At 71.5% G+C, this 25,786-nt stretch carries 19 protein-coding genes; 11 read left to right on the plus strand and 8 right to left on the minus strand.

The window, feature by feature from the left end:
- From D473_RS27350 to D473_RS0122335, 4 genes are all read right to left on the minus strand, one after another.
- A partial coding sequence (locus D473_RS27350) for a DUF2510 domain-containing protein (protein ID WP_017611264.1) occupies nt 1–1,581 on the minus strand: 1,581 nt, incomplete at its 3' end.
- A 100-nt stretch (nt 1,582–1,681) separates the two neighbouring features.
- Nucleotides 1,682–2,320, minus strand: coding sequence for a hypothetical protein (locus tag D473_RS0122325; RefSeq protein ID WP_026127206.1), 639 nt, complete (start codon nt 2,318–2,320; stop codon nt 1,682–1,684).
- A 291-nt stretch (nt 2,321–2,611) separates the two neighbouring features.
- On the minus strand, nt 2,612–4,375 hold the full coding sequence (locus tag D473_RS0122330) for a substrate-binding domain-containing protein (protein ID WP_017611266.1): 1,764 nt from the start codon (nt 4,373–4,375) through the stop codon (nt 2,612–2,614).
- A 301-nt stretch (nt 4,376–4,676) separates the two neighbouring features.
- Nucleotides 4,677–6,353: a substrate-binding domain-containing protein gene (locus D473_RS0122335; protein WP_017611267.1), complete on the minus strand. Its 1,677-nt coding sequence runs from the start codon at nt 6,351–6,353 to the stop codon at nt 4,677–4,679.
- Between the two features lie 515 nt (nt 6,354–6,868).
- On the opposite strand from D473_RS0122335, the gene D473_RS0122340 reads away from it, so the two are divergent.
- From D473_RS0122340 to D473_RS0122360, 5 genes are all read left to right on the plus strand, one after another.
- The gene (locus D473_RS0122340) at nt 6,869–7,501 is read left to right on the plus strand and encodes a hypothetical protein (RefSeq protein WP_026127208.1); all 633 of its coding nucleotides are present in this window, start codon (nt 6,869–6,871) and stop codon (nt 7,499–7,501) included.
- Nucleotides 7,502–7,694: 193 nt separating this feature from the next.
- Complete coding sequence (locus D473_RS0122345) at nt 7,695–8,507, plus strand: TrmH family RNA methyltransferase (protein ID WP_026127209.1); 813 nt, start codon at nt 7,695–7,697, stop codon at nt 8,505–8,507.
- Between the two features lie 272 nt (nt 8,508–8,779).
- Nucleotides 8,780–9,700, plus strand: coding sequence for a 2-hydroxyacid dehydrogenase (locus D473_RS0122350; protein ID WP_017611269.1), 921 nt, complete (start codon nt 8,780–8,782; stop codon nt 9,698–9,700).
- Nucleotides 9,701–9,831: 131 nt separating this feature from the next.
- The gene (locus tag D473_RS0122355; RefSeq protein WP_017611270.1) at nt 9,832–11,499 is read left to right on the plus strand and encodes a bifunctional 3'-5' exonuclease/DNA polymerase; all 1,668 of its coding nucleotides are present in this window, start codon (nt 9,832–9,834) and stop codon (nt 11,497–11,499) included.
- A gap of 340 nt (nt 11,500–11,839) precedes the next feature.
- A complete protein-coding gene (locus D473_RS0122360) occupies nt 11,840–13,048 on the plus strand; it encodes a C40 family peptidase (protein WP_026127210.1) in 1,209 nt (402 codons plus the stop codon).
- Nucleotides 13,049–13,564: 516 nt separating this feature from the next.
- Here D473_RS0122360 and D473_RS0122365 read toward each other — a convergent pair.
- Both D473_RS0122365 and D473_RS27525 read right to left on the minus strand, forming a co-directional pair.
- Complete coding sequence (locus D473_RS0122365) at nt 13,565–15,376, minus strand: gamma-glutamyltransferase family protein (protein ID WP_017611272.1); 1,812 nt, start codon at nt 15,374–15,376, stop codon at nt 13,565–13,567.
- 314 nt (nt 15,377–15,690) lie between these two features.
- Nucleotides 15,691–15,828, minus strand: a complete 138-nt coding sequence (locus D473_RS27525; RefSeq protein WP_017611273.1) for a hypothetical protein — start codon at nt 15,826–15,828, stop codon at nt 15,691–15,693.
- 253 nt (nt 15,829–16,081) lie between these two features.
- Between D473_RS27525 and D473_RS0122375 the strand changes: the two genes are divergently transcribed.
- Complete coding sequence (locus tag D473_RS0122375) at nt 16,082–17,014, plus strand: glycerophosphodiester phosphodiesterase (RefSeq protein WP_033353858.1); 933 nt, start codon at nt 16,082–16,084, stop codon at nt 17,012–17,014.
- Nucleotides 17,015–17,208: 194 nt separating this feature from the next.
- Nucleotides 17,209–18,447: an alanine racemase gene (locus D473_RS0122380; protein ID WP_017611275.1), complete on the plus strand. Its 1,239-nt coding sequence runs from the start codon at nt 17,209–17,211 to the stop codon at nt 18,445–18,447.
- Between the two features lie 58 nt (nt 18,448–18,505).
- Here D473_RS0122380 and D473_RS0122385 read toward each other — a convergent pair whose 3' ends face one another.
- Complete coding sequence (locus D473_RS0122385) at nt 18,506–20,164, minus strand: beta-N-acetylhexosaminidase (RefSeq protein ID WP_051043205.1); 1,659 nt, start codon at nt 20,162–20,164, stop codon at nt 18,506–18,508.
- A 292-nt stretch (nt 20,165–20,456) separates the two neighbouring features.
- Between D473_RS0122385 and D473_RS0122390 the strand changes: the two genes are divergently transcribed.
- The 3 genes from D473_RS0122390 (at nt 20,457) to D473_RS0122400 (ending at nt 22,989) form a co-directional block, all read left to right on the plus strand.
- Nucleotides 20,457–21,335, plus strand: a complete 879-nt coding sequence (locus D473_RS0122390) for a DMT family transporter (RefSeq protein ID WP_017611277.1) — start codon at nt 20,457–20,459, stop codon at nt 21,333–21,335.
- A 16-nt stretch (nt 21,336–21,351) separates the two neighbouring features.
- On the plus strand, nt 21,352–22,608 hold the full coding sequence (locus D473_RS0122395; RefSeq protein WP_017611278.1) for a glycosyltransferase: 1,257 nt from the start codon (nt 21,352–21,354) through the stop codon (nt 22,606–22,608).
- Between the two features lie 63 nt (nt 22,609–22,671).
- Nucleotides 22,672–22,989: a hypothetical protein gene (locus D473_RS0122400; protein WP_017611279.1), complete on the plus strand. Its 318-nt coding sequence runs from the start codon at nt 22,672–22,674 to the stop codon at nt 22,987–22,989.
- Nucleotides 22,990–23,084: 95 nt separating this feature from the next.
- Here the strand turns inward: D473_RS0122400 and D473_RS0122405 are convergent, their stop codons facing one another.
- Complete coding sequence (locus D473_RS0122405; RefSeq protein ID WP_017611280.1) at nt 23,085–24,044, minus strand: LysR family transcriptional regulator; 960 nt, start codon at nt 24,042–24,044, stop codon at nt 23,085–23,087.
- 130 nt (nt 24,045–24,174) lie between these two features.
- Between D473_RS0122405 and D473_RS0122410 the strand changes: the two genes are divergently transcribed.
- Nucleotides 24,175–25,494, plus strand: a complete 1,320-nt coding sequence (locus D473_RS0122410) for a pyridoxal phosphate-dependent aminotransferase (protein WP_017611281.1) — start codon at nt 24,175–24,177, stop codon at nt 25,492–25,494.
- Nucleotides 25,495–25,786: the final 292 nt, after the last annotated feature.

Genomic DNA, 25,786 nt, shown 5'->3' on the forward strand with positions numbered 1-25,786 from the left:
GGGGGGCCCGCCGGGCCCACCGGGGTGGCCCATCGGTGCCCCGGGCGGCGGGGGCTGTCCCGGACCGCCCATGGGGCCGGGCGGCGGATACCCGCCGGGCGGCGGATATCCACCGGGCGGGGGGTATCCGCCGGGCGGGGGCGGGCCGAAGCCCTGCTGCCCGCCGGAGTAGGGGTTCGGCCCACCGGGGTAGGGGCCCTGTCCACCGGGATGAGGGGGCTGCCCCCCGGAGTGGTGCGGGGGCTGGTAGCCGGGCTGGGGGCCCGACGGCGGATACGGGGGAGCGCCGGCGCCGTACTGGGCACCGGATGCGGGGGCCTGCGGGGGCTGGCCGGGGGGCCGACCCTGCTGGGGACCGCTCGCGGGCCCGGGCTGTGCCCCGCTGGGTGCGTTCCCGGGGGCCTGCGCGGCGCCTGCGCCGGCAGCACCTGCGGCCGCCTCGCCGTGGCCGGGGGACTCGCCCGGGGCCTGAGCGGGCGTTTCACCCTGCGCGGGACCCTGACCGTGGTCCTGCCCGGGCCCCTGCTGCTCCTGCTCCGGAGCCTGGTCCGGGGCCCCCTGCCCCGCTGCCGCCGTTCCGCCGGACTCGGGGGCTGCGGGCTGCGGCTGTTGGGCGGCTTGGGCCTCGGCCTGGCGCTGGGCCTCGGCCTCCTGCCGGGCGCGCTCCTCGTCGGCCTGGCGCTTGGCCTCGTCACGCTGCTCGCGGCGCTCCTCGGACAGGTCGGCCCAGCCTTCCTTGAGGTTGCCCAGGAGCTGGTTGAACCGGCCGCCCTTCTTGCCGCCCTCTTCGTCCTGCGGGCCCTGTTCCTGCCCGGGAGCGCCACCGGAGAAGGCCGGGTCGTTCGGGTCGAAGACCGCCGTTCCGGCCACACCGCCGGGGGCCGCACCACCGGCCCCGCCTGCGGCACCGGGGTCGAAGACCGCCGTTCCGGCCGGGTTGCCGGCGTCTGCGTCGGGGGCGAACACGGCGGTACCGGCGGGACCGTCGGAGCCCGCATCGGGGTCGAACACGGCGGTACGCGGGGCCTGGTCGGTGGCGTCGGGCCCGCCCGGTCCGGCATCCGGAGCGGTCCGTTCGGGGTCGGATCCCTGGGCCTCGCGGAGTTGCTCGGCCAGATCGGCGGTGGGGATCTCGTCGCCGTCGGTGAGGTCGGCGGTCGTCAGCTCGTCGTCGTCACTGCCCGACGCGCTCCCGTGACCGGGCAGGGCGTCGGGGCTGATGCGTACGGTGCTGGGCTCGTCCTCGACCGGGGTGGGGGATTGGGGGGACGGCGCGGGGGAGGAGTCCTGTGCCGGGGGCCGGGGGTCGGAGGGGCTGATGCGTACGGTGCTGGGCTCGTCCTCGACCGGTTGGGGTTCCGGCCCGGACGTTCCCAGGCGTACGGTTCCTTCCTCGTCCTCACCCGTGTCGGGGCCGCCGAGCCGGGTCGTGGGGGGTTCGTCGTCCTCGGCGCCGCTCCCACCTCGAAGTTCGCTCAGTGAACGGGTATGGCGCGTCCACTCGTCACCGTTCCACCATCTGAGCGTCTGTGCGTCGCCCTGCGGGTCCGCGTACCAACCCGGCTCGATAGATCCACCCATGGCGGACAGACTAAGGGGTTTTGGTGCTGTGCTTAACCAGCAGTACCCGATTAGTGACGTTTGTCAGTAGGCGTTCCTGTTTTGGTTCCATGGCCAAATTTCACGAGATTGCTGTGGCGCGTGCGTTGTGGGATGCGTGCAGCCCGTTCTCGATGATTTCGGGGGTGAGCAGGCGCCCCACGTCCAGAAGCCCCGGGCCGGGTAGAAGCGAACCCGGAACCTGGTCGTGGCCGAAGTGCCCACCGCGCGCCCACATACGCGCCGTGCGCTCGCGCGCGAGCCGGTCACGGTCCGCAATCTCCGCTCCGGGAGGGCCTGCCGGCCAACGACGCGCCACCCCCCACGAGCCCAGCCAGTCCATGATCGCGGTCAGTCCCAGCATCGGACCGTCGGTGAAGGGAGCGCCTCGCTGCGCCACCACCGCCACCACCAGGCACACACGCCCCTCGTCGGCGTGGTCGACGTACTGTTCGTAGTACCGGGTCTCGCCCAGGGGCAGCTCGCTGCGGCGTGTGGCCGCCAGGGTCTGCACGGTCTCGCCGGAGAGCGGGTGCCACACCAGGTGCGGGGCACGGCCCTCCGCGACCAGCCGTTCGGCCTCCGCGCGGGCCGGGCCCGCTCCCGGGGCCGGGTCCGTTCCGGTCACGGTCCACACCGCTCGGGGCGCGCCCGCGCCCGGCGGCGCGTGTTCGTTCCCCCCTGTGAGTCGCTGCGCGCCGGGCATCCACGCGTCGGCCATGGCATTCCCCAATCCGGTCGTCTCGGGGCCGGTCCCGCGAGGGGAAGCGGGGCCGGCAAGACCTCTGGTCCCTTCTGGGTACGCCAGGGCCGGGGAGAAGTCCATAGCCGTTCGGCGCGGGGACAGGGTCATGTCACCTCGGGGACGTGTACGGGGTCCCCCGAGTCTCTCTCGCACACTCCGCGCGCCCGCACGTGTCTTGTGCACAAGATGTACGTATCGATCGCACGCCGCACACAAGGCGGGGCCCGGCCGACGGCCGGACCCCGCCCCAGGGGTGTCTTCCGCGGGTCAGCTGCCGCCGTCCTCGCCGCCGTCGTCATCGATCCGCAGCGAGAACGCCTGCACGAAGATCTCCCCGATGTCGCGGGGGTCCTCGGTCATGTAGGCGGCCCCGCCGGTGGCGGCGGCGATCTCCTGCAGCGGCTCCAGGTGCTGCACGTCCGGGCCGAAAGCGATCGTGATGATCGGGATCGGCCGCGAGGGACTGGAGAGCTCGTCGATGCCGTCCAACAGCTCCTGCAGCTCCATGCCGCCGGGGTGGTCGTTGTCGCCGTCGGTCAGCATGAGGATGACGTTGGTCCGGTCGGGTCGGTAGGTGCGCGACATCTCCTCGTAGGCGGCCAGATAGGTCTCGTACATGGCCGTGTCACCGTCGGGCCGCGGCTGGAGGCTCTCGAGTTCCTGGGCCATGACCTCGCGGTGGTCCGTGCCGTCCTCGCCGGAGGCCTGCAGTTCCCGGACGGGTGCGAGCTCCTGGTGGTGCAACCCGTCGTTGACGTCGGTGGAGAACTCCCACAGCCCCAGTTCCGAGGAGGGGGTGAACATGTCCAACCCGTCGTCGGCGGCGGCCCCGGTGACCTGGATGCGGCTCATGCCGGTGCCGGGGACCTCGGCCAGCATCGACCCGGACACGTCGACGATGGTCAGGACCCGCGAGTCCATCTTCAGCTGGTTCCAGGAGCGGGTGAGTTCCTCTACCGTCCCCCCGGAGGGGACCGGGAGCTCCTCGGGCACCTCTTCCCGGAACCCGGCGTCGGCGGCGAGCACCTCGGGGTCCATGTCGTCGTCGGTGTCGCGGAAGCCCTCCTTCAGGAAATACTCCTGGTTCTCCTCGGCACGCACCGCGTTGCGGAACTCCTCGGCGGCGCGGGTGATGGCGCTCTCCTCGCTGCGCACCACGTAGGGGTAGTCGAGGTAGTAGGTGCTGTCCATGTACCCGGCCCGGGCGGGGGCCTCGGAGTGCAGGTTGTTGTAGCGCCACACCGCCTGCTCTGACATGACCATGAGCGGCGGGGACTCCTCGCTGCCGCCGCTGAGCGCCAGGAACGCGGCCTCCTCGTCGGCGGAGGCGCCCTGGTGCAGGGACTGCAGGGCCGCGGTCATCTGCGTGTTGAAGGTGTCGGCGTCGGAGGAGGACTCCTGCAGGGTCCCGTGCAGGAGATAGAGGGTCCCCAGACCGGTGGAGCTGCGGACGGGGTCGACCACACGCACCGTGCGGTCCTGGCCCTCGCCGGGTGTGCCGGTGGGTGCGACGTCCTCCCAGGTGCTCTCCTGCGAGTCGTCGGCGAACTCCGCCAATTCGGCCGGCACAAGGGGCGTGCGGGCCAGGGAGGTACCGGTCTCGGTGATGATCGCGTCGCCGGCCTCGTTCTGCACCTGGCGCGGCCACACCGAGGAGTCGGGGATCCACACGTGGGACTCGGTGTCGCCCATGGTGGCGCCCGCGCCGGTCATGGAGTAGGCCACGTCGGCGGGGTCGGCCTGGCGCACGTCCACACGCACGCAATCGCCGTCGACGGTGTGCTCCTCGGCGTTGAACTCATCGGCCACGGTCTGCACGGGCGGGGTCATCTCGGGGGCCACGGCCACGTCCAGATCCAGCTGGGAACCGCAGCCGTCGGAGCGGTCGATGAGTATGTAGACGCCGGCCACCACGATGGCGAGCACGATCACCAGCGCGCCGGCCAGGGTGGCGATGGCGCCGCCTCGCCCGCGTCGTCCCCGGCGACCGCCGGAGGGCTCCTCTGCGTATTTTCCGCGGTGACGTCCCACAGCTTTCCTCACGGGGTGGTGTGCGGACCGTGCGTCCTCAGGGGGTGGACGCGGTCCGTCGGTAGGGGAGTGAACGGACCAAAACGGTGTTATTGGAGGGAACGGTACTCAACCGTGCCGAACCTTCGGGCGGTTCCTGTCATGTTTCGTGACCGAACCGGGGGACCCGTACGACCGGTCACCTCGGTGATCCCCGCCTGGTCCACCGAACCGGGCGGGGAGGGGACCGGTGCATTCCGATACCCGATCGAGACTCCTCCGGTGGGGTCCACGGGCGGATCCCAGGGCCCCGGTACGGTCCTCACTCGCAGTCGGGCACGCACAGGCGCCGGGAGATGGAACTGAGGAAGATGTCGCCGATCTCGTCCGGGTCGTCGGTGACGAAGGCCGAACCGCTCGTGGCCGACGCGACCGACTGCAGTTCGCTCTCCTCGGCCCCGTTGCCGAAGGCGATGATGAAGAAGCTGACCGGGCGCTCGGGGTCGAACCGGTCCTGGAGGGTCTCCACCAGCTCCTGGTGGCTGATGTCGCTGCTGCCGTCGTCGACCCCGGCGGTCAGCATGATGACGCTGTTGATCTTGTCCTCGTGGTAGTTGTCCTGGACCTCGGTGAAGGCGTCGAGCATGTTGTCGTACAGACGCGGCTGCCCGCCCTCGACCTCGATGGTCTCGGCGACCTCCGCGAGCTCCTGGCGGCGGGTGACGTCGGAGCCGTCGGTCGCCCCGAGCTGGTGCAGTTCGGCTGCTTCGTCGCGGCCCTGCCCGCCGAACTCCTCGGAGAGCATCCACAGACCCATGTCGGTCTCGTCGGGAAAGAGCTGCAACCCCGTCCGGGCCGCCTCACGGGCCGCCTCGATACGGGAGGGCCCGCCGTTGAGGCCGCCCTCCATGTTCTCGGAGGTGTCGGCCAGCACCAGGGCACGGCTGGGCATGGACAGGCGGTTCCAGTCGTTGACGGAGTCCACGAGGGCGTCGCCGGTCAGGTCGCCGTGCACCTCGGGCCCGTCGGCGACGATGTCCGACCGGCCGTCCAGGGTGGGGGTGGAGGAGCCGTCCGGGTCGCGAAAACCCAGCTCCTGCATCCTGTCGCGGTAGGCCTCGCCGCTCACCACCTGGTACAGGTCTGCGGCGGCCGAGTGCAGGTCGGCGTCCCCGGTGGTGGTCACGTACGGGTGGTCGAGCCCGACGGTGCCCTCTTCCGGATAGTAGGCCTCCAGGGAGGGGGCGCTCTCGGAGCGGGCCGTGTTGTAGTCGACGACCTCCTGCTCGGGCACGACCGCGAGCGGGGCGCGGCGTTCCTGGGCGGCCTCGGAGCCGCTGTAGAACGTGCTGAGGTCGATCTCCCCGAACGCGCTGTCCTGCTGGACCTCGCGCACGAAGTCGGTCATGCCGGTGTCGGCGTCGTCCCCGGTGCCCAGGTGGTCGCGGATCGCGTACATCGCGGCCATCCCGTCGGCGCCGCGGTTGGGATCGACCATGACGACCTGGCGGTCCGGGTCGAGCTCGTCGGGCAGGAGCGTCGTCCACGGGGCCTCGTTGCCGCCGGGCAGACCCTCGGCATCGGTCGGCGCGGCCATCACCACCGGCGACGAGGCCAAGGACGGCGGGTCGGTCTCGATGCCGTGCGCGCCCTCGGCCGAGACGCGCGCCAGTTCGACCCAGGCAGAGGACTCGGGCACCCACACGTGCGGGGCGATCGTGGAGTCGTCGGGGTGGCTGCCCGAGATGGCGTTCATGATGCGGTGCGGAGCGATCTCGTCGACCTGCGCGTACACGCAGTCGCCGCCGTAGGAGGGCGAACCGGAGTTGAACTCCGAGGCGGCCTCGCGCAGGACCGGGGCCATGCTCTGAGTGGTGGAGACCCGCAAGTACCGGGTCTCGCCGCAACCGAGCGCATTGAGGCCGACCGGAACCAGGATCGCGGCGACGGCGACGAGCGCGACGGCGATCGCGCTGATCCCCAGTGGCGACCCCACCATCTTGCGTGTGGTGGTGGCGGTCGGTGAAGGAAGTCGATGGCGTCCAGTCGACACAGGCACTCCGGGGGCGTAGCTGCGTCCGGCTCCGGTGCAGGGACGTCCGGGAACCGGAGGGTCGGGGGCGGCTGCGGGTACACGCCCTGGGCGTGGTTGGCGGGTGCGCGACCGCGAGCACTCCGTGGACGATGGGCGTGAACCAACGGACCGTGGATCACATCACACCCTATGGGTGAAGAAGAATGAACCAAGTGCCGCAAAGGCTCTGCAAAAGGACCTTACTCGTTGGTAATGCCGGAGCGAAAGAGATGCGCGGCCGCAGCACACGGATGGCGCGGTCCCTCCCCGGGCGCGGGTGCGTGTCCGTAGCGGGGTGACCGCTTTGTTACTGTGCTCCCCCAGAAGCACTCGCGGGCACCGTTAGTCTTGGGTGCCTCTTCCGCGAGTCCGTGCGCGATCCACGCCTGCCCCCGCGCGCCGGACCAACCGTGACCGACTGACCCCTGAGGGTTTTTGGCATGTCCCGAACGCACAGTAAAAACCGGAACCGAGCCCCCCTCGGAACCAAGTTGCTCGCCGGCTCCTGCTGTGTCGGAGCGCTGACCTACGCCGTTCTCGTCGGTCCGTCCATGCTCCCGCCCCAGCACGTGGAGACCACCAGCACCACAGGCACCGAGGAGCCGGCCGAGGAGCAGGTGGAGGAGCCGGCCGAGGAACGCGAGCTCGAGGCCCCCGTCGGCCGGCTGGAGGTCCAGGTCAGCGACCGCGACCGCGCCTGGGTGCAGACCCTGAGCTGCACCGGCGACCTCGAACGCGACCACGCCGCCTGCAGATCCCTGGCCGAGGCGGCAGAGGAGTTCGAGGGCGACAGCGACTCCACCGTCGAGGTCCCCGAGCTCCAGGAGGAGGAACCGGTCGAGGCCGGTGTCGACGGAGGCGGCCCCACCGAGGACCCGGACCGCGGCACCGAGGTGCTCTTCACCGAGGTACGCGACGGCACGGTGTGCACCGACACCGTCTACGGCCCCCAGGAAGCCACGCTCACCGGCGTGTGGGAAGGCCAGGAGATCGAGACCACCCTCTCGCGGCAGGGCTCCTGCGAAGAGGCCCGGTGGCAGCGGCTACGCGCCCTGACCGAAGAGCTGGCCTGACGCGGGAGCGGCCCGGCGCAGGAGCCGGCCCGGACCCTGTGCCCCGGCGAGTACGCTTCGCGCCACCGGAGCCGGGGCCGGCGGTCGAGCTCTGCTCCAGTGCCGCTGTCGAGCCCTCGGGCGGTTTGCCCAGCGGCCCCGAGCTGCGTTCCCGCGACCGGAGCGGTGCCCGGAATCGGTGATCATGCTGGACATGGAGATCATCAGGGTCAGTGACCCCGCCGACCCGCGCCTGGCCGACTACACACGGCTGCGCGACGTCAACCTGCGCCGCCACCTCGAACACGAGCACGGCCTCTTCATGGCCGAGGGCGAGAAGGTCATCCGGCGCGCCGCAGCCGCCGGGTTCACCCCGCGCAGTTTCCTGCTCACCGAACGCCGGGCCCGCGCCCTGGACGGTCTCGTGACCGACGCCGATGCGCCCCTGTACGTGGTCGAGGAAAAGACCGCACGCGAACTCGTGGGCTTCGACCTGCACCGCGGCGCGCTGGCGGCCTTCCACCGGCGTGCGCTGCCCGATCTCGGAACGGTACTGGAGAAGGCCCGCCGCATCGTCGTCCTGGAGGATCTGGTCGACCACACCAACGTCGGCGCCATCTTCCGCAGCGCCGCGGGGTTGGGCGTGGACGCCGTCGTGCTCGCTCCCCGGTGCGCCGATCCGCTCTACCGGCGCTCGGTCAAGGTGTCCATGGGCGCGGTCCTCACGCTGCCGTACACACGCCTGACCGACTGGTACGGCGGACTGGACACACTGCGCGAGGCCGGTTTCCAGCTCATGGCGCTCACACCGGGAGAAGGGTCGGTGCCGTTGCGCGAGGCCGTCACGGGCCTGGAGGCCGACGCGCGTGTGGGACTGCTGTTGGGAACCGAGGGGGACGGGCTGTCCGCGCGGTGGTTGGAGCGAGCCACCGCGCGGGTGCACATCCCCATGGCCGACCGGGACGTGGACTCCCTCAACGTCACCGCCGCCGCGGCCGTGGCCTGTTACGAGCTCGCGCAGAGCTGATCGTCCCGGCCCGACCTTTTCCGGCTCTCGTGACTGATCCGTGGGGCCGGCCTTCCCGCAGGCATCAGGCCGGCCCAGCCATGTGAGGGGCTCGGCCCCAGCGCAGGTGCACGGTGCTGGCTCCCCTGAGCCACAAGAGATCCGGACGCTCAACCACCGCCCCCAGGCACCACGAGAAATCCTGTCCCAGGCACACCAACCGACCCTGTCCCCCCATCAACGATCTAGTGTGGCGCGTGACGAGCACCGATGCGGAAAGGTTGTGCAGCCACATGGGCGGCCGAGCACTCGTGCAGTGGGAACAGAACCGGGACAATGCCCCCGCTCCACTGGAGATCGACCTCTACGCGGGCGGGCCCGCGCCCACGAGGGGGTTGGACAGGGTGCGCTTCTACCAGGTGCCCTACACCCCCTCCACGCAGGGCGTGGACGAATCCACCGACGTCATCGCGCGTATGCCGAACCTGGAGGTCGTGCAGCTGGTCTCCGCGGGCTACGAGCAGGTCCTGCCCCTGCTGCCCGACCACGTGACCCTGTGCAACGGGCGGGGTCTGCACGACGCGAGCACCGCCGAGCACGCGCTCGCCCTCATGCTGGCGGCCCAGCGCGACCTGCCCCGGTGGGCGATCGACCAGCGGGACCACCGATGGGGATCGGTGCCGCAGCGCTCGCTGACCGACTGCCGGGTCCTCATCGTGGGATACGGCAGTATCGGCGCGGCGATCGAGCGGCGCCTGCTGCCGTTCGAGACCACCGTGACCCGGGTGGCGAGCCGGCCCCGTCCCCAGGAGGACGTGCACGGGATCGACGAGCTGCACGAGCTCCTGCCCGACGCCGACGTGGTCGTCCTGGTCACCCCGCTCACCGAGGCCACCCGCGGATTGTTCGGGTCACGCGAGTTCGCGCTCCTGCCCGACGACGCACTCGTGGTCAACGTGGGCCGCGGACCCGTTCTGGACACCGGGGCGCTCCTGGCCCAGAACGGGCGGGTGCGCGCGGCCCTGGACGTCACCGACCCCGAGCCGCTGCCGGCCGATCACCCGCTCTGGGACGCCCCCGGGGTGTACATCACCCCGCACGTCGCGGGCGGCGCCGCGTCCTTCTACCCGCGTGCCCGCGCGTTCATGGACGCCCAGCTCGCGCGCTGGTCGGCCGGTGATCCCCTGGCCAACGTGGTCCGCCCCGGAGCCTGAGAACGCTCGGTCCCGGACACCGGGACCGAGCCCGTCCTGGCCCGGGCACCGGGACCACCCCGCCCCCTGGGCGCGACGTCCGGGCCGTGGTCCCGTGCCCGAATGTCGGTGCAGGGAGTGAGACTGGGGGCATGCGCATCGCAGTGGTCGCCGACGGCGAGGGCGGCGGATGGCTCCAGGAACTGGGCAGGGCCCGTCCCGAACGTGTGGGCGACCTCGCCGCTGCGGTCGGGGCCCGAGAGGCAGCAGCCGGCCTTCCGCCCCGGTGGGTGTGGGCCGCTTGGGAGGACCTCTACCCCGACCTCGTGCGCGCCGGGGTCCGGGTCCGCCGCTGCCACGACGCCGCCCTCACCGAGGCGCTCCTGCTCGGCCATGCCGGCCGCCACGGGGAACCGCGCTCCCTGGGTGCGGCCTGGGCGCGCCTGCACCACCTCCCGGTGCCCGAGGACCCGGTCCGCAGGGCGGGGGAGGGCGCCCACGCCCAGCCCGCCCTGTTCGAGGCCGACCGCTCCACCCTGCCACCGGGCACCGACCGCCTCGCCGCCCTCGTCGGAGTCCACGCCGATCAGAACCGACGCCTGGCGGACCTGCCCGACTCCGGAGGGCTGCGCCTGCTGGCCGCGGTGGAGTCGGCGGGCGGGCTCGCGGCGGCCGAGATGAGCCACGACGGCCTCCCGCTGCGCCCCGATGTCCACGACCGGCTGCTCACCGAACTCCTGGGCCCGCGCCCGGTGGCCGGGCAGCGCCCGCGCGTCCTGGCCGACCTGGCCGCCCGCATCGGGCAGAGCCTGGGGCAGGAGGTCAACCCCGATTCGCCCTCCCAGGTCCTGCGCGCGCTGGCCGGGGCGGGCCATCCGGTGCCCTCGACCCGATCGTGGGTCCTGCAGGAAGTCGATCACCCCGCCGCGCCCCTGCTGTTGCGGTACAAGGAACTCGCCCGGCTGCACTCGGCCAACGGGTGGGCCTGGAGCGAGCAGTGGGTGAGTCGGCGCCCCGGGCCGGACGGGACACGGCTCGGGCGGTTCCACCCCGACTACGTCGTCGCGGGTGTGGTCTCGGGACGCTGGGCCACCCGCGGCGGGGGTGGGCTCCAGGTCCCCAAGGCCCTGCTCGGTGCGGTGCGCGCCGACCCGGGGTGGGTGCTGGTGCGCGCCGACGCCGGGCAGCTCGAACCCCGGGTCCTGGCAGCGGTCTCGGGGGACCGTGCTCTGGCCGAGGCCGCCGCCGAGGACGACCTCTACGCGCGTTTGGCGGTGCATGTGGGCGGTGACCGCGACCGTGCCAAGATCGGGATGCTCGCCGCGATGTACGGCCAGACCACGGGGGACGCGGCGCCCCTGCTGGCGACCATGCGCCGTCTCTTCCCGCGTGCCCTGGAACACGTGGACTCCGCCGCCCGCACCGGTGAGAACGGCGGGACGGTGCGTTCCTGGCTGGGCCGCACCTCGCCCCGGCCCCACGATCTGCCCGAGGGCCCGGAGGGCGAACGTGCCCGCAGGGCCCAGGGCCGCTTCACCCGCAATTTCGTCGTGCAGGCCACCGCCGCCGAGTGGGCCTCGGTGCTGCTCGCGGCATTGCGGACACGGCTGGCCGACCTCGACCCCGCGCTGCCCGAGGGGGCGGGGGTGGTCTTCTTCGTGCACGATGAAGTGGTCCTGCACGTGCCCGCCGAGCGTGCCGATGCGGCGGTGCAGGCGGTGGCCGAGGCCGAACGCGAGACCCGTGAGCTGCTCTTTCCGTCCTCTCCGGTCCGGTTTCCGCTGGTCACGTCCGTTTCGGATGAGCGAACGCATATCTGACCGCCTTCCGTTACCACACACGGAAAGTGAACCGTTCCGTCAGTAATTCTTCTCCGGCGCGCAAGAAGTCCGCGGGACCTTTCACTGGGCTTCGAGGGGCAACCGCCGACGGAGTTTTCCCAGGACACAGAGGCCTTGCGTCGCAGCGGACCCGCATGTGAGGCAGAAAGACCGAAAGGGCGCACGGTGTCCGAGGGGTGGACGTCCGATATCGGACAGCTTCGGCTCCTTGCAAACTGGGCGCGGCCCAACCATTCTGGTCTCCCGGAAGCCATCGACGGGCCGTATGGCGCAGGGGGCTCCGGGCCCTGAACGGCCAGAGAAAGGGTGAGATCTCCCCGTGCGAACCCGTACCCGCGCCTGTACTTCCGCGGCTCTGGTGGTCGCTTTCACGGCCTTCGGTTCCGGCCCGGTCTGGGCCGAACCCGTGGTGGAGGAACGCCCTCCGTTGAACCAGCAGGTCGCCGCCGCTGCCCCCGCCGCTCCCGATCCCGAGGGGCCCAGCGGCTCCGACCCCCGCTCGTCCCAGCCCCGCGCGGACGAGGACGAGGGGGCCGCCCCCGACACCGCCGACACCGACCACCTCGACGGCGACATACCCGTGGAACCCTTCGACGAGGCACGCAGCGTCGAGTACTTCGCGGCCGCCCCCGAGAGCCTGCCGCGCGAGGCCGTGGAGGCGGTCCGCGACATCGAGGGGGTCCAGGACGCCCTCGGCGTGGACGCCGCCCGCTTGGAGATCGAGGGGGAAGAGACGTCGCTGTTGGGCGTGAACCCCTCCCTGTTCCGCAACCACGCTCCCGAACCCTCCGCCGAGTCCGACGCCATCTGGCAGGGCGTGGCCGAGGGCGCCATCGCCCTGTCCAAGGACGCCGGCACCGAACGCGATCTCGACGTCGGCACCGACGTGACCGTCGCCGGCGGTGAGGGCGAGGTCCCGATGGAAGTGTGGACCCACGCCACCTCCGGGATCTCCGGCATCGACGCGCTCGTCTCCCGTGAGCGCGCAGCCGAGCTCGGCATGCCCGAGGGCAACGCGCTCGTGGTCTCGGCCCCCGACGCGGACCTGACCGAGCTGAACGAGGATCTGGAGGAGGCCCTGGAGGGGCACGACGCCTCTCTGCAGCTGGTCGCCGACGCACCCGAACCGATGTCCGAGGGCGAGGCCGTGCCGCCCACGGTCGTGGAAGAGGTCATCGCCAACGCCGAGACCCAGCTCGGTGTGCCCTACGTGTGGGGCGGCACGAGCCCGAACGAGGGATTCGACTGCTCGGGCCTGCTCCAGTGGGCCTTCGCCGAGGCCGGCGTCAGTATCCCGCGCGTCACCCACGACCAGTGGAACGCCGGCAGCCGCGTCGACCACGAGGACATGGAACGCGGCGACCTCATCTTCTGGCGTTCGGACCCCACGGCGCCCGACTACATCTCCCACGTGGCCATCTACTTGGGCGACGACCAGATGTTGGAGGCGCCGCGCACCGGCCTGGACGTGCAGGTCACCTCGGTGCGCACGGAGAACCTCGCGGGCGTGGTGCGCGTACACGCCTGATCCGCGCACGGTCACTTCGGGGCACCCCGGTCTTCACGCCGGGGTGCCCTTTTTGTGTTCCGAATGTGACCGGTATTCCATGCGCTGCATTTCCTCGGGGCCCATTGCATTGCGCCCGTGGTAAAAGAGCCGGATCCGAATGGCGGCACACACAAAACACGTGGGCCGTGGTGCCGCTCGGGAAGCGGCGCCACGGCCCACGGATCTCTCCTTGTCCGAATGACCCAGCCGGGAGGGGAAGGCAGGTCTCGGTTGAGGAGGGGAGAAGCAGGGACGCCGCTGAGGGAGGGGGAGACAGCCGCGTGCCCTGCCGGGGAAAGTATGGAGTTCTGTATGGGAACGCTCACGATGGGTCTCGGCGTTTCCCGTCACAAGATCTACATAAGCAGTGACACGGAGATTTTGCAAGAGGTCGGACCAAGAGCGATACACAGCACGAAGCCCACCCTTCCCGAGACCCCTTCCCGCGCGGTGATGAGAGCGCCGGACCCGCCGGATCGGCGTCCGGCACCTGCCTCAGCGCCCGGCCGCGTACCCCTGCGCGCCCCGTGCGTCGGCGGCGGCGCGCAGCTCACCGGTGTCGGGGTCGCGGCCCACCGCGGCCAGCCGTCCCAGCGACCAGGGCTCGGCGACGGTGACCTCGTGCCCGCGCCGCCGCATCTCCCCGATGGTCTCCGGTCCGACCTCGGGCTCCACGACGAGGCTGCCGGGCACGGTCTCGCGCGGGTGGAAGGAGCTCGGGAACGCGTTCGTGTGGAACATCGGGGCGTCCAGGGTCTCTTGCAGGTCCTCGGCCCCGTGCAGGATCCGCATCAGCGCCGTGAAGGTCCACTGGTCCTGCTGGTCGCCTCCTGGGGTGCCGATGGCCAGCACCGCCTGCCCGTCCTCCCGGGTGACGAGGGTCGGCGACAGGGTCGTGCGCGGACGGCGCCCCGGGGACAGGGCGTTGGGGGAGTGCTCGTCGAGCCAGAACATCTGCGCCCGGGTGCCGAGCGGGAAACCGAGCGCGGGTACGACGGGTGAGCTCGACAGCCACCCGCCGCTGGGGGTCGCCGAGACCATGTTGCCGTGGGCGTCGACCACGTCCAGGTGGCAGGTGTCCCCGCGCCGGGCGGCGGGGTCTGCGGCGTCGCGCACCGTCGGCTCACCGGTGGTGCGGTCCGGCGAGGCCTGCCCGGGCAGGTAGGTCGGCGGCATGTAGGGCGTGCGCGTGCCCGGGGCGCCGGGGCGTTGCTCCGGATTCGCGGCGGCGTCCTCGACCAGGCCCGCGCGGGAGCGGGCGTACTCGGCCGACAGGAGCTCCTCCAGAGGCACGTCCGTGTGGTCCGGGTCGCCGTACCAGGACTCACGGTCGGCGAAGACGAGCTTGGCTGCCTCGGTCACCCGGTGCACGAAGTCGGGGTCGGTCCCCTCGCGTGAGGTCCCCGCCAGGTCACCGGTGCCCAGGACCTCGGCCAGACGCAGCTGTTGGAGCATGGTGGGGCCCTGGCCCCACGGCCCGGTCTTGTGCACGGTGTGCGAACCGTGGCGCACCGAGGCCGGGTCCTCGTAACGGGCACTCCACTCGGCCAGGTCCTGACCGCGCAGGAACGCACGCTGGGGCCGGCCGGTCGAGCTGGGCACGTCCTCGGACAGGAAACCGTCCAGCGCCTCGGCCACGAACCCCTGCGACCATGCCCGGCGGGCGGCGTCGATGCCGGCCTCGCGCCCGGCTCCGGCGGCCTCGGCCTCGGTGACCAGCCGCCGGTACGTGGCGGCCAGAGCCGGGTTGCGCAGGCGGGGTCCGGGGGCCGGTGCGCTGCCGCCGGGCAGGTACAGCTCCGCCGAACCCGCCCAGTGCCGGCCGAAGACCGGGGCGAGCGATTCCACGGCCGCCGCGACCCTGGCAAGGACGGGATAACCGCGCTCGCACAGGCCGATGGCGTGGTCGAGGACCTCGCGCACACCCATGGTCCCGTGGTCGCGCAGCAGCAGCATCCACGTGTCGAAGGCGCCCGGGACCGTGGCGGCCAGCACCCCGCTGCCGGGGACACGGTCGAGCCCGAGCGCGGTGTAGGCGCCGATCGTCGCGCCGGCGGGGGCCACGCCCTGCCCGCAGAGCACACGTGCGGGCCCGCCCGCGGACTGGAAGATCACGGGCACCTCGCCCCCGGGGCCGTTCAGGTGCGGTTCGACGACCTGGAGGGTGAACCCCGCCGCCACCGCCGCGTCGAAGGCGTTGCCGCCGCGCTCGAGGACCGACATACCGGTGGCGCTGGCCAGCCAGTGGGTGGAGGCGACCATGCCGAAGTCGCCGCGCAGTTGTGGACGGGTGGTCGGGGCCGGCATCGGGGGAGACCTCCTCGGGGCAGGGGGCGGCACGTCCCGGGACGGACGCGGCACGAGGGAAAGGGCAGGACCGGCGGGGCCGTGACCGCGCGACGACCGTATCGGACCGAGAAGTGCACCGGTATAACGATTCGCCCGGCGTGGAAGGCGGGAGCGTCCACACACTGGGCCGACACCGAAACGTCCTAGAGGGGTACGGGGAGGTGGTGAGCGTGGCCCAGGAGCCGCCCCCGGTGCAACACCGGTCCCGCCCAGGAACGACGGCGGCCCACGGCGCGAGCGCACCGCCGGCAGGGGTCCGGGCGGCCCGCACCTCAGGTGTCGATGGTGGGCAGATGCCAGGGCAGGTGCTCCCGCAACCGCTCCACTCCTCGGACCCGATCGGCGCGGTGGTCCGCTCCGCAACGGCCGCTTCCCCAGAGCGCGACCCACCAGGTGTGGTGCTTGCGCATACGAGCCCCTTCCCATCGACTACACCTGGTGATGAACTCAGTTCCCTGTGTCATGAGCGAAGGGTCCTACGGCCAAAGAAGTACACAAAGTGATCGAGGAGATCCATGAGGTGCCCGATGGGGCGGGGCGGGTTCTCCCAACCAGACGGTAGGGCGAGCATCATCCTGCGCTCGGCTCATGGTCACCGTGTTGTCACCAACTGCTCTCAGTCTGAGGTAGCACTCGGCACATCACTCGTACATGGGAGGTCCGGTGCGTCGCATCGCGATCGTTGTCGGAGCCGTAACATTCGCCGTGACGGCCGGCGGGGTCCCCGCCCTGGCCGGGCCGTCACTCTTTCCGTCGGAGCCGGCCGGCGCCGGTCCGGTATCGGCGGAGCAACCGTCCCCCGAACGCCCGCTCGTCGCCGTCGCCCACCGCGGAGCCTCCGGGCACGCACCCGAGAACACCCTTGCCGCCATCGACGCCGCCGACGAACTGGATGCCGGGACCGTCGAGATCGACGTCCAGCTCACCGCCGACGGTGAACCCGTGCTCATGCACGACGCGTCCCTGGAGCGCACCACCGACATCGAGGAGGTCCACCCCGACCTCGACTCCTACGACATCTCCGACCTGACGCTGGAGCAGATCGAGGAGGTCGACGCCGGAAGCTGGTTCGACCCGGCCTTCGAGGGAGAACCCGTTCCCACCTTCGAGGAGGCCCTGGACCGGTTGGAGAGCCTGGACCTCAACCTCTTCCTCGAGGTCAAGGACCCCCAGAGCCACCCCGGTATCGAGGAGGCCCTGGCCGGGGAGATCACTTCCCGCGGTTACTGGATGAGGAAGAACCCCCCTCGGGAACCGAACCGGCTCATGGTCCAGAGCTTCGACTGGGGTTCCATGGAAACCTCCAAGGGCCTGCTGCCCTCGATCCCGCACGGCCTGCTCGGAGAAGTGCCCGTGGACGAGCTCGGCGACCACGACTGGGCCGACATGGTCAACCCGAACCACACCGAGCTGACCGCCGACTACGTCTCCGCCGTCCAGGAGGCGGGTTTCGAGATCATGCCCTACACCATCAATGAGCAGGACCGCATGGTCGAGGTCCTGGAACTGGGTGCCAACGGTTTCGTCACCGACTTCCCCGACATCGGCCAGGACGCGATCGCCGAGTTCGAAGGCGCCCGGCAGGCAGAGATGTAGGAGGAGACGGAGCCGGAGGGAACCCAGGTGTACTGACCACAGAGGCTGAGTACAGCCGGGCCTGTGCGGTGGGCGCCGGCCCACCCCGTCGGCCGCCCCACAGGTGGGAGGATCGCTCCGACACACACCGGGCCCGCCCCGGGCGCCCACCGCGCCCGGGGCGGGCCACTGGAGCGAAAGGCGGAGCCGGCCCAGTGAGCGAGCGGTTGACCATCCCGCAGGAACACATCGACTGGCGCACCAAGGGGGTGTGGTGGCCCGAGGGCTCCCTCACCCTCGACGAGTTCGCGCAGCAGGCCGGAGGGCTGTTCACCGGCCCCTTCACGTGGCCCCTCATGGTGTTGCGCGAACCGGAACTGACCCGCAACATCACCGCCCTCGCCGGCTTCACCGAACACCACGGACTCACTTTCGCACCACACGGCAAGACCTCCATGGCGCCGGCCCTCATCCAGCGCCAGCTCGACGCCGGCGCCTGGGGCGTGACCGCCGCGACCGCCAACCAGGTACTGGCCTACCGCCGCTTCGGCGTACAGCGCATCGTCCTGGCCAACGAGCTCCTGGACACCCGGGCCCTGTCCTGGATCGCCGCCGAGCTCGACCGCGACCCCGGATTCGAATTCCTCTTCTACGCCGACTCGCCCGAGGGCGTGGCCGCGGCCGCCTCCGTGGCCGACCCCCGCGGGCGCCCGCTGCGGATCCTGGTCGAACGCGGCGTGCGCGGCGGACGCACCGGGTGCCGCGACCGCGCCGGTGTGCTGGCCGTGGCCGAGGAGGTGGCGGCTGCCCCCGGACTCGAACTCGCCGGTGTGGCCGGGTACGAGGGACCGGTGACCGGTGGGGCCGAGGCCGTGCGCGGGTTCCTGCGCGACCTGCGCGCCGACGCCGCCGAGCTCGCCGAGGACCACGGCCTGGGCCGTCCCGTCCTGTCGGTGGGCGGCAGCGCCTGGTTCGACCTGGTCGCCGAGGAGTTCGGCGGTGCCGAGGACGTGTGGACGATCCTGCGCAGCGGCGCCTACGTCGCCCACGACGACGGCCTCTACCGACGCACCACCCCCTACCGGCGCCTGGCCGAGGGACCCGACGCGCTGGCCGGGGCCCTGGAACTGTGGGCCCAGGTCACGTCGACCCCGGAGGAGGGGCAGGCCATCGCCGGCCTGGGACGCCGCGAGGCCAACTTCGACGCGGGCCTGCCCGTGCCGCGCCGCCTGCGCCGCTCCGACGGCACCCAGAGCTCGGCCGAGGGCGCCGAGGTCACGGGTCTGAACGACCACCACGCTTATCTGAGCGTGCCGGCGGAGCTCCATCCACGCCCCGGCGACCTGATCTCCTTCGGTATCTCGCACCCGTGCACGGCCTTCGACCGGTGGGCCCTCATCCCGGTCGTGGACGCCGAGGACACCGTGGTCGAGGCCGTGGCCACCTACTTCTGACCAGGACCGGTGCCGGCCGGGGACGGGGCGCACCGACTTGTCCCCGTTCCGGCGCCGGTCAGTCCCGTCCGATCACCCCGGGCCGGGTCTGCCACGGACGCGGACCCTCCAAGGGGCGGTATTCCACCCCCGCGGCGTCCAGGCGGAGCAGGTGGGCGCGCAGGCGCGGTTCGAACTCGGCGTAGTCGCGTGCGCCCGCCGACCACACCTTCTCCGCGAAGGCCGACAACCGGGGGAAGACCATGTAGTCCAGCCGCCGCGGCGTGTCGATGTGTTCGGTCCAGACATTGACCTGCGCCCCCAGCACGTGTTCGGCCTCCTGCGGGCTCAGTCCCTCCGGGACGGGTTCGGAGAGGTAGACGTCCTCCACCCGCAGGAGAGTGCCGACCTTGACCGGTTCGTCCTCGGACTCCGACTGGCGGTAGTCGAGGTAGGAGGTCTCTGTGGGAGCCATGACCACGTCGTGGCCGGCCCGTGCTGCCGCGACACCGCCCTCCTCACCGCGCCAGGACATCACGGCCGCACCCGCAGACAGGCCCTCGCGCTCGCCCTCGGGGGCGCGGGGTCCGTCCTGCCCGGCCCAGAGCCAGCCCTCCAGGATCTCGTCCCAGCCGACCATGCGCCGCCCGCGCGAGGCCAAGTGCTGGTCGAGTCGCCGGATGAACCAGCTCTGCAACTCGTGCTCGTCGGCCAGCCCCTCCTCCCGGATCCGCTGCTGGGCCGAGGGGCTGTCCTTCCATTGCGCCTTGGGGCACTCGTCGCCGCCGATATGGAAGAAGGGGGAGGGGAACAGCTCCAGCAGCTCGTCGATGACGTTGCGGTAGAAGTCCAGGACCCCGTCGGTCACGGCCAGGACCTCCTCGAAGATCCCCCACTGGGTCCCGACGGGGACGCGCCCGGCCTCGCCGAGTTCGGGGTAGGCGTGGATCGCGGCTCGGGAGTGTCCGGGCACATCGATCTCGGGCACCACCCTCACGTGGCGTTCGGCGGCGTGGGCCACGATCTCGCGCACGTCGTCCTGGGCGAGGTATCCGCCGTGGGGGCGCCCGTCGAAGACCGGCGGACGCACCGCTCCCACCTGGCTCTCGGTGCGCCAGGAACCCTCCTCCGTCAGTTTCGGATACCGCCTGATCTGCACCCGCCAGCCCTGATCATCGCTCAGATGCAGGTGGAGCACGTTGAGCTTGTGCATCGCCATCAGGTCGACGAAGCGCAGGATCTCGCGTTTGGGCTGGAAGTGGCGGGCGATGTCGAGCATCGCGCCCCGCCACCGGAACCGGGGCGTGTCGGTGATGCTCACGGCGGGCAGGACCCATTCCGCGCCGACCGGGGGAGCACCGCGGTACACGTCGGCGGGCAGGAGCTGGCGCAGGGTCTGCGCCCCGTAGAACACACCGGCGGCGTCGTGGCCGATGACCGAGGCGCCCTCGGAGTCGACGACCAGCCGGTACCCCTCGGGGGAGAGCCCTGCGCCGGGGTCCACGCTGAGCCGGATCTGTGCGTCGCTCTCACCGCCGCGTTCCAGGGGCAGCCCGATCGCGGAGCCGACCTCGCGGCGCAGCCAGGCCAGGACCCCGGCGGCCTCCGCTCCTGCGTGCACACGCGTGCGGGCGGTCAGCGCCAGGCCCGGGCCGTCGCCGGGGGAGGACTCACGGGGGCGGGGGATCAGGGTGTCGGACACGGCTGCTCCTATCCGGTCTAGACCATTGACGGACATCGTGTCACGCGCACCGGGGACGGCCCAGGGGTAGCGACAAACGGATCAGAAACCCCCACATTCGGGGTGTGCCGATACCCGACCTTGGCCCCGTGTTGATGTTGGCTCTGCCCCGAACGAGGCAACATCAGAGGCAGGGGCCGCAACAGCGCCACCCGGTCGGACTGCGTATCCGCTCTTCCCGCAGGGGAGGGGACGGGTGCGCGGTCCGCTGTGCGGTATGCACACCCGGCGGTACCCCGGCCATGTCCGAAAGGGGTAAGCACACACGACCGGAAGGGGGAGGGCGACGATGCTGTGGGCGGTGCCCGTCGCTGTGGTGGGGGCCTTCGCTCTGGCCCTCGGGTCGGCCCTGCAGGAACGCGACGCGGTCCGTGCCCCCGGGGGCCGGGTCGCCCGCGCCGGTGTCATGTTCCACCTGTTCGGGCGCCCGCGCTGGCTCATCGGCGGGCTCCTGGTCGTGCTGGGGGCGCTCCTGCACCTGGCGGCGCTCAGCGGCGCCCCGCTCACCATCATCCAACCCCTCGGTGTGACCGGCCTGCTCTTCGCGATCGTGCTCTGGTCGTTCTTCACCCACCGAGCGGTCGGCTCGCACCAGGTCATCGCCGGCCTCGCCGTCATGGCCGGTCTCACCGGTGTGCTGTGGCTGTTCCCGCACGTGGACGAGGCACCCGTGATGGACACCGGCACCGCCCTGGCCCTGGCCGGGGCCGTCATCGGCGCGGGGATCCTGTTGCACCTGATCGCACGCTGGTTTCCCAGTCCGGTCCGAGCGATCCTGCTCGCCATGGCCGGCGGCGCCGCCATGGGCACCACCTCCGGGTTGGCCCGTGTGATCCTGGCCGGCGCGCACGGCGACTGGTCCCAGCTGGTTAGCTGGCTGACCCTGCTGGCCGCGGGCACCGCGGTGTTCGGCGCCCTGTTGGTGCAGAACGCCTATCGCAGCGGCCATTTCGCCGCCGCCTACGCGACCCTGCTGGTCACCGACCCCGTCGTCGGTGTCGGTATCGGCGCGGTGATGCTCGGGGAGGGCGCCCCGGAGACACCGCTCGCCCAGGCCGGCGCGTCGGCCTTCGCGCTCCTGGCCGTGGTGGGGACCGTCGGCCTCGCCCGCAGCCGGGACCGCAACCCCGAGGCCGCGCAGGAGCCGCGATCCCACCGCACCCGTTGAACGAAGGAGCTCCGCCATGCTCAGAGCCGCACGCCCGCTGCGTGTCCTCGTCGCCACCGACACCTATCCGCCCGACGTCAACGGTGCCGCCTACTTCACCCACCGGTTGGCCGAGGGGCTCGCCGCGCGCGGCCACCTGGTCCACGTGCTCTGCCCCTCCGCGCAGGGCCCGCCGCACGTGTCGGTGGCCGGGGGCGTGACCGAGCACCGGGTGCGCTCGGCCCGGATCCCGTTCCAGCCGACCATGCGGGCCGCGCTACCACTGGGGTCGGGCGGACACGTCGACCGTCTGTTGGCCAGGTTCGCTCCCGACGTCGTCCACGTGCAGAGTCACTTCACCCTCAGTCGCACGGTGCTCGCACGGGCACAGGCCACCGGGATCCCCACGGTGCTCACCAACCACTTCATGCCGGACAACCTCTACGCCCACGCCCGTGTGCCCCGGTCCCTGCAGTCGGCGGCCGGTTCGCTGGCCTGGCACGACATGATCCGTGTCGCCGAGCAGGCCGACCACGTGACCACCCCGACCCCGCGTGCGTCCCGACTGTTGCGCGAACAGGGACTGAGCCGGCAGGTGGAGGCGGTCTCCTGCGGGATCGACCTGGAGCGTTTCCACCCGAGGGCCTCCGAACGCTCGGCCGCACGCGCCCGCCTGGGTGTGCCCGACCGCGACTCGATCGTCTTCGTGGGCCGTCTGGACGAGGAGAAGCGCATCGACGAGCTGGTGCGTGCCCTGGCCCTGCTCACCACCGATCTGGACGCGCAGCTGGTACTGGCCGGCACCGGTCAGCGCGAGGGGGAGCTCTCCGAGCTGGCCCGGGTACTGGGGGTGCGGGAACGGGTCCGCTTCCTGGGGTTCGTGCCCGACGAGTCGTTGCCCTCGGTGTACGTGGCCGGCGACGTCTTCGCGATCGCGGGGGTGGCCGAACTGCAGAGCATCGCGACCCTGGAGGCGATGTCGACGGGGTTGCCCGTGGTGGCGGCCGACGCGATGGCGCTGCCGCACCTGGTCATCGAGGGCCGCAACGGGTACCTGTTCCCGTCCGGGGAGGTGGAGGTGCTGGCCGACCGGCTGCGCGCGGTCCTGTCCTCCCGTGCCGAACGCGGGTTCCTGGGCGCGGCCGGCCGGGAGATGGCGGCCGAGCACGACCATCGCCGGTCACTGGAGCGTTTCGAGTCGCTCTACGCACAGTTGAGCGGGGCGGTGTCTGCCTCCGGCACCTCCGGGGAGGTGACGCGCAGTGACCGATATGAGCGCATTGTTCAAGGGTGAGGTTTCCGTGTTTTTTGCGCTCCAAACGGTGCCATTTATGGATTACCGGAAACAAGGCAGGGTGTGTGGTTCCAAGGCATCACCGGACAAGCAGGCCAGGGTCGGGAACCGACCGCCGACGGCCTGGTGGACAGGTTGAAGGACGCCGAGAACGACGCGGGCTGCTACGAACGTGACATGTCGGAATTCGAGCGCGAGCGCATCGACCTGGAACACCGGGTCAACCGTATGGAGGCCGAACTGGACTCCTTGCGCAAGAGACGACTCGAAACCTACGCACGCTGGTGGAACGCCCGTGACGGCAGGGACAGGGCCCTGCATGTGTGTCGCAAGCTCCGCCGCCGCATCGATCGCACCCGGCGCACGGGCGGGAAGGGATGAGCCCGGCGCGGCCCACCGGAAGAACACGAGACCGACCGACCCGAAGTGGCCCGGCCCGACGGCCGGGCCACTTCCTCGTGCGGGGCCCCGGGCGGTCACCGGCCCGCGTCCTCCGGTGCCGGGCCGGTCAGCACCGCCAACTGCTCCTCCACCGTGCGTGCCGCCCCGCGCAGCGCCGAGAGTGTCACCTGCACCGCCGGGCGACGCAGCGTCCCCGTGCGCAACACCGCATAGACGTGCCGTTCCGGCGTGGGTGCGGGCAGGCTGCGGCACACCAGCCCCGCCGGCGCGCTCACGGTCGCGAGCGCCGGGACCGCGGCAATGCCGATCCCGCTGGAGACCAGGCTCAGGATCGTGCCCAGCCCCTCGAACTCCCAGGTCGCCGAGGGCAGGCCGCCCACCTCGGCCATGAGGCGGTCGGTCCCGTGACGCGAACGCTCCCCCTCGGGTGCCACCACCCACGACTCACCCAGCAGTTGCTCCAGCACCACCGGTTGCGAAGGATCGGCCAGGCGGTGGGTCTCCGGCACCGCCAGTACGAGTGAGTCCTCGAGCAGATGCACGTGGCGCAGGCCGCTCTCGGAGGTGCGCCCCGGGTGCTGTCCGGTCCAGTCGTCGATCAGGGCGATGTCGACCTCGCGGGACTGCACCTTCTGGGTCCCGGACGCCAACAGGGTCTGACGCAGCACCAACTGCATCTCCGAGTGCCGGCGCAGCGGGGGCGCCAGCAAGGGTGCGAAAGCCACGGCAGCGGTCGGGAACGCCGTCACAGTGACCGTCCCCAGGGCCACGTCCGACTGCTCGGCCAGAACCGACTCGGTCGCCTCGACCAGAGCCAGGATCTCCTCGCTCTGAGCGACCAGGAGCCGTCCCGCGTCGGTCAGTTCCGCCCCTCTGGGAGAGCGGTCGAGCAGCGCCACAGCCGTTTCGCGTTCGAGGGTGGCCAATTGCTGCGAGACCGCGGAAGGCGTGTATCCCAGGGCGTTCGCGGTGGCCACGATGGTGCCGCGTGCGCTGAACTCACGGAGCAGTTGGAGGCGTCGAAGATCAAGCATAAGAACACCTTATGCTCACCATCGAAAAGGCGTGCTTGTCCTGATGGGAAGCGGCGGGCAGGGTTGTAGTGACAGACCGTGACCCAAAGGTGCGGTCAAGCGCCCAAGATGAGCCGGAGATGAGTCAGACATGACCGTCACTGTGTCCGCGACCCTCGCCGTGAACGAAGCCCTCCAAGAGAAACGCCGCCAGGGGGTGCGCGTGCTTCCGCTCGGCTTCGGTGAGGCCGGACTCCCGGTCCACCCGGTCATGCGCGACCAGCTCTCCGCGGGCAACGGCGCCAACGCCTACGGTCCCGTCGCCGGGTCCGCGGCCCTGCGCGAGGCCGCCGCCGGTTACTGGGAACGCCGCGGCCTGCCCACCGACCCGTCCATGGTCATCGCCGGTCCCGGCAGCAAGCCGTTGCTCTACAGCCTGCTCCTGGAGCTGGGCGGGGACACCGCGATCGCCGCCCCGAGCTGGGTCAGTTACGCCGCCCAGAGCCGCCTGGTCGGCAGCCGACCCATCATGGTCCCCACCGCCACCGGGCAGGGCGGGGTCCCCCAGCCCGACCTGCTGCACGCCGCCGTCACCGACGCCCGTGGCCAGGGCCGCACCGTCAACGCCGTCGTGGTCACCGTGCCCGACAACCCGACCGGGACCGTCGCAGGCGAGGAGACCGTACGCCGCCTGGCCGAGGTCGCCCGCGAACTCGACCTGGTCGTCATCTCCGACGAGATCTACCGTGACCTGGTCCACCCCGACCAGGACGAAGTACGGGTGCACAGCCCCGCCGACTTCGCGCCCGAGCGCACCGTCATCTCCACCGGGCTGAGCAAGAACCTCGCCCTGGGCGGCTGGCGCATCGGTGTGCTGCGCCTGCCCGAATCCGAGATCGGCCACCGTCTGCGCGGCGGGCTCCTGGGCGTGGCCAGCGAGATCTGGTCCAGCCCCGCGGCCCCGGTGCAGGAGGCCGCCGCCCACGCCTTCACCGAACCCGCCGAACTGGTCGACCACATCGACCGCAGCCGCCGCTTGCACGGCCTGGTCGCCCGAGGGGTGACCGAGGCCTTCACCGCCGCCGGCGCCGAGGTCGCGACCCCGCGAGCAGCCTTCTACCTCTACCCGGACTTCGAACCGCTCCGCGAGCCTCTGGCCGCCCTGCACGGGATCACCACGGGCCCGGAACTGACCGGCCTGCTGCTGGAGCGCTTCGGCATGGGTGTGCTCCCGGCGGTGGAGTTCGGCGAGAGCGCCGACACCCTGCGCATGAGGGTCGCCACCAGCCTGCTCTACGGCGACACCGAGGACCGCCGCTACGCCGCCCTGGCGGCCACCGACCCGTTGGCCCTGCCGTGGATCTCCGGTCACCTGGAGCGTCTGTCGGAGGTGTTGGGCGGGCTGCTGTCCGACAAGAGCCCCAGCAGGGTCATCCCCGCACCCGCCGGGATCGCCACCTCGGCGGTCTAGTTCTCTCGACCGGGCTCCACCGAACCCGGTTCGAGGAGAGGTGACCGCTCCGGCAAAAGGGGGCGGGGCGGACGCCTCGCACGAGGGGCCTCCCGGGATCCGCGGTCCCGGGAGGCCCCTCACCGTGTGTGCGGGTCAGCCGCGCACCGTCGTAACCGATGGGGGAACACCACATCAGCCCCGGTGTCCGGATCCGGGCAGCTCAGCCGGCCCTTCGGCAAGGCTGCTGAGCCGGTTCGCCTGGGCCTCTGTCACAAGGAGACGGTCGTGCTCGTCTCGGAAAGTGAAGACT

The sequence above is a fragment of the Nocardiopsis xinjiangensis YIM 90004 genome, from assembly GCF_000341145.1.
GTDB lineage: Bacteria > Actinomycetota > Actinomycetes > Streptosporangiales > Streptosporangiaceae > Nocardiopsis > Nocardiopsis xinjiangensis.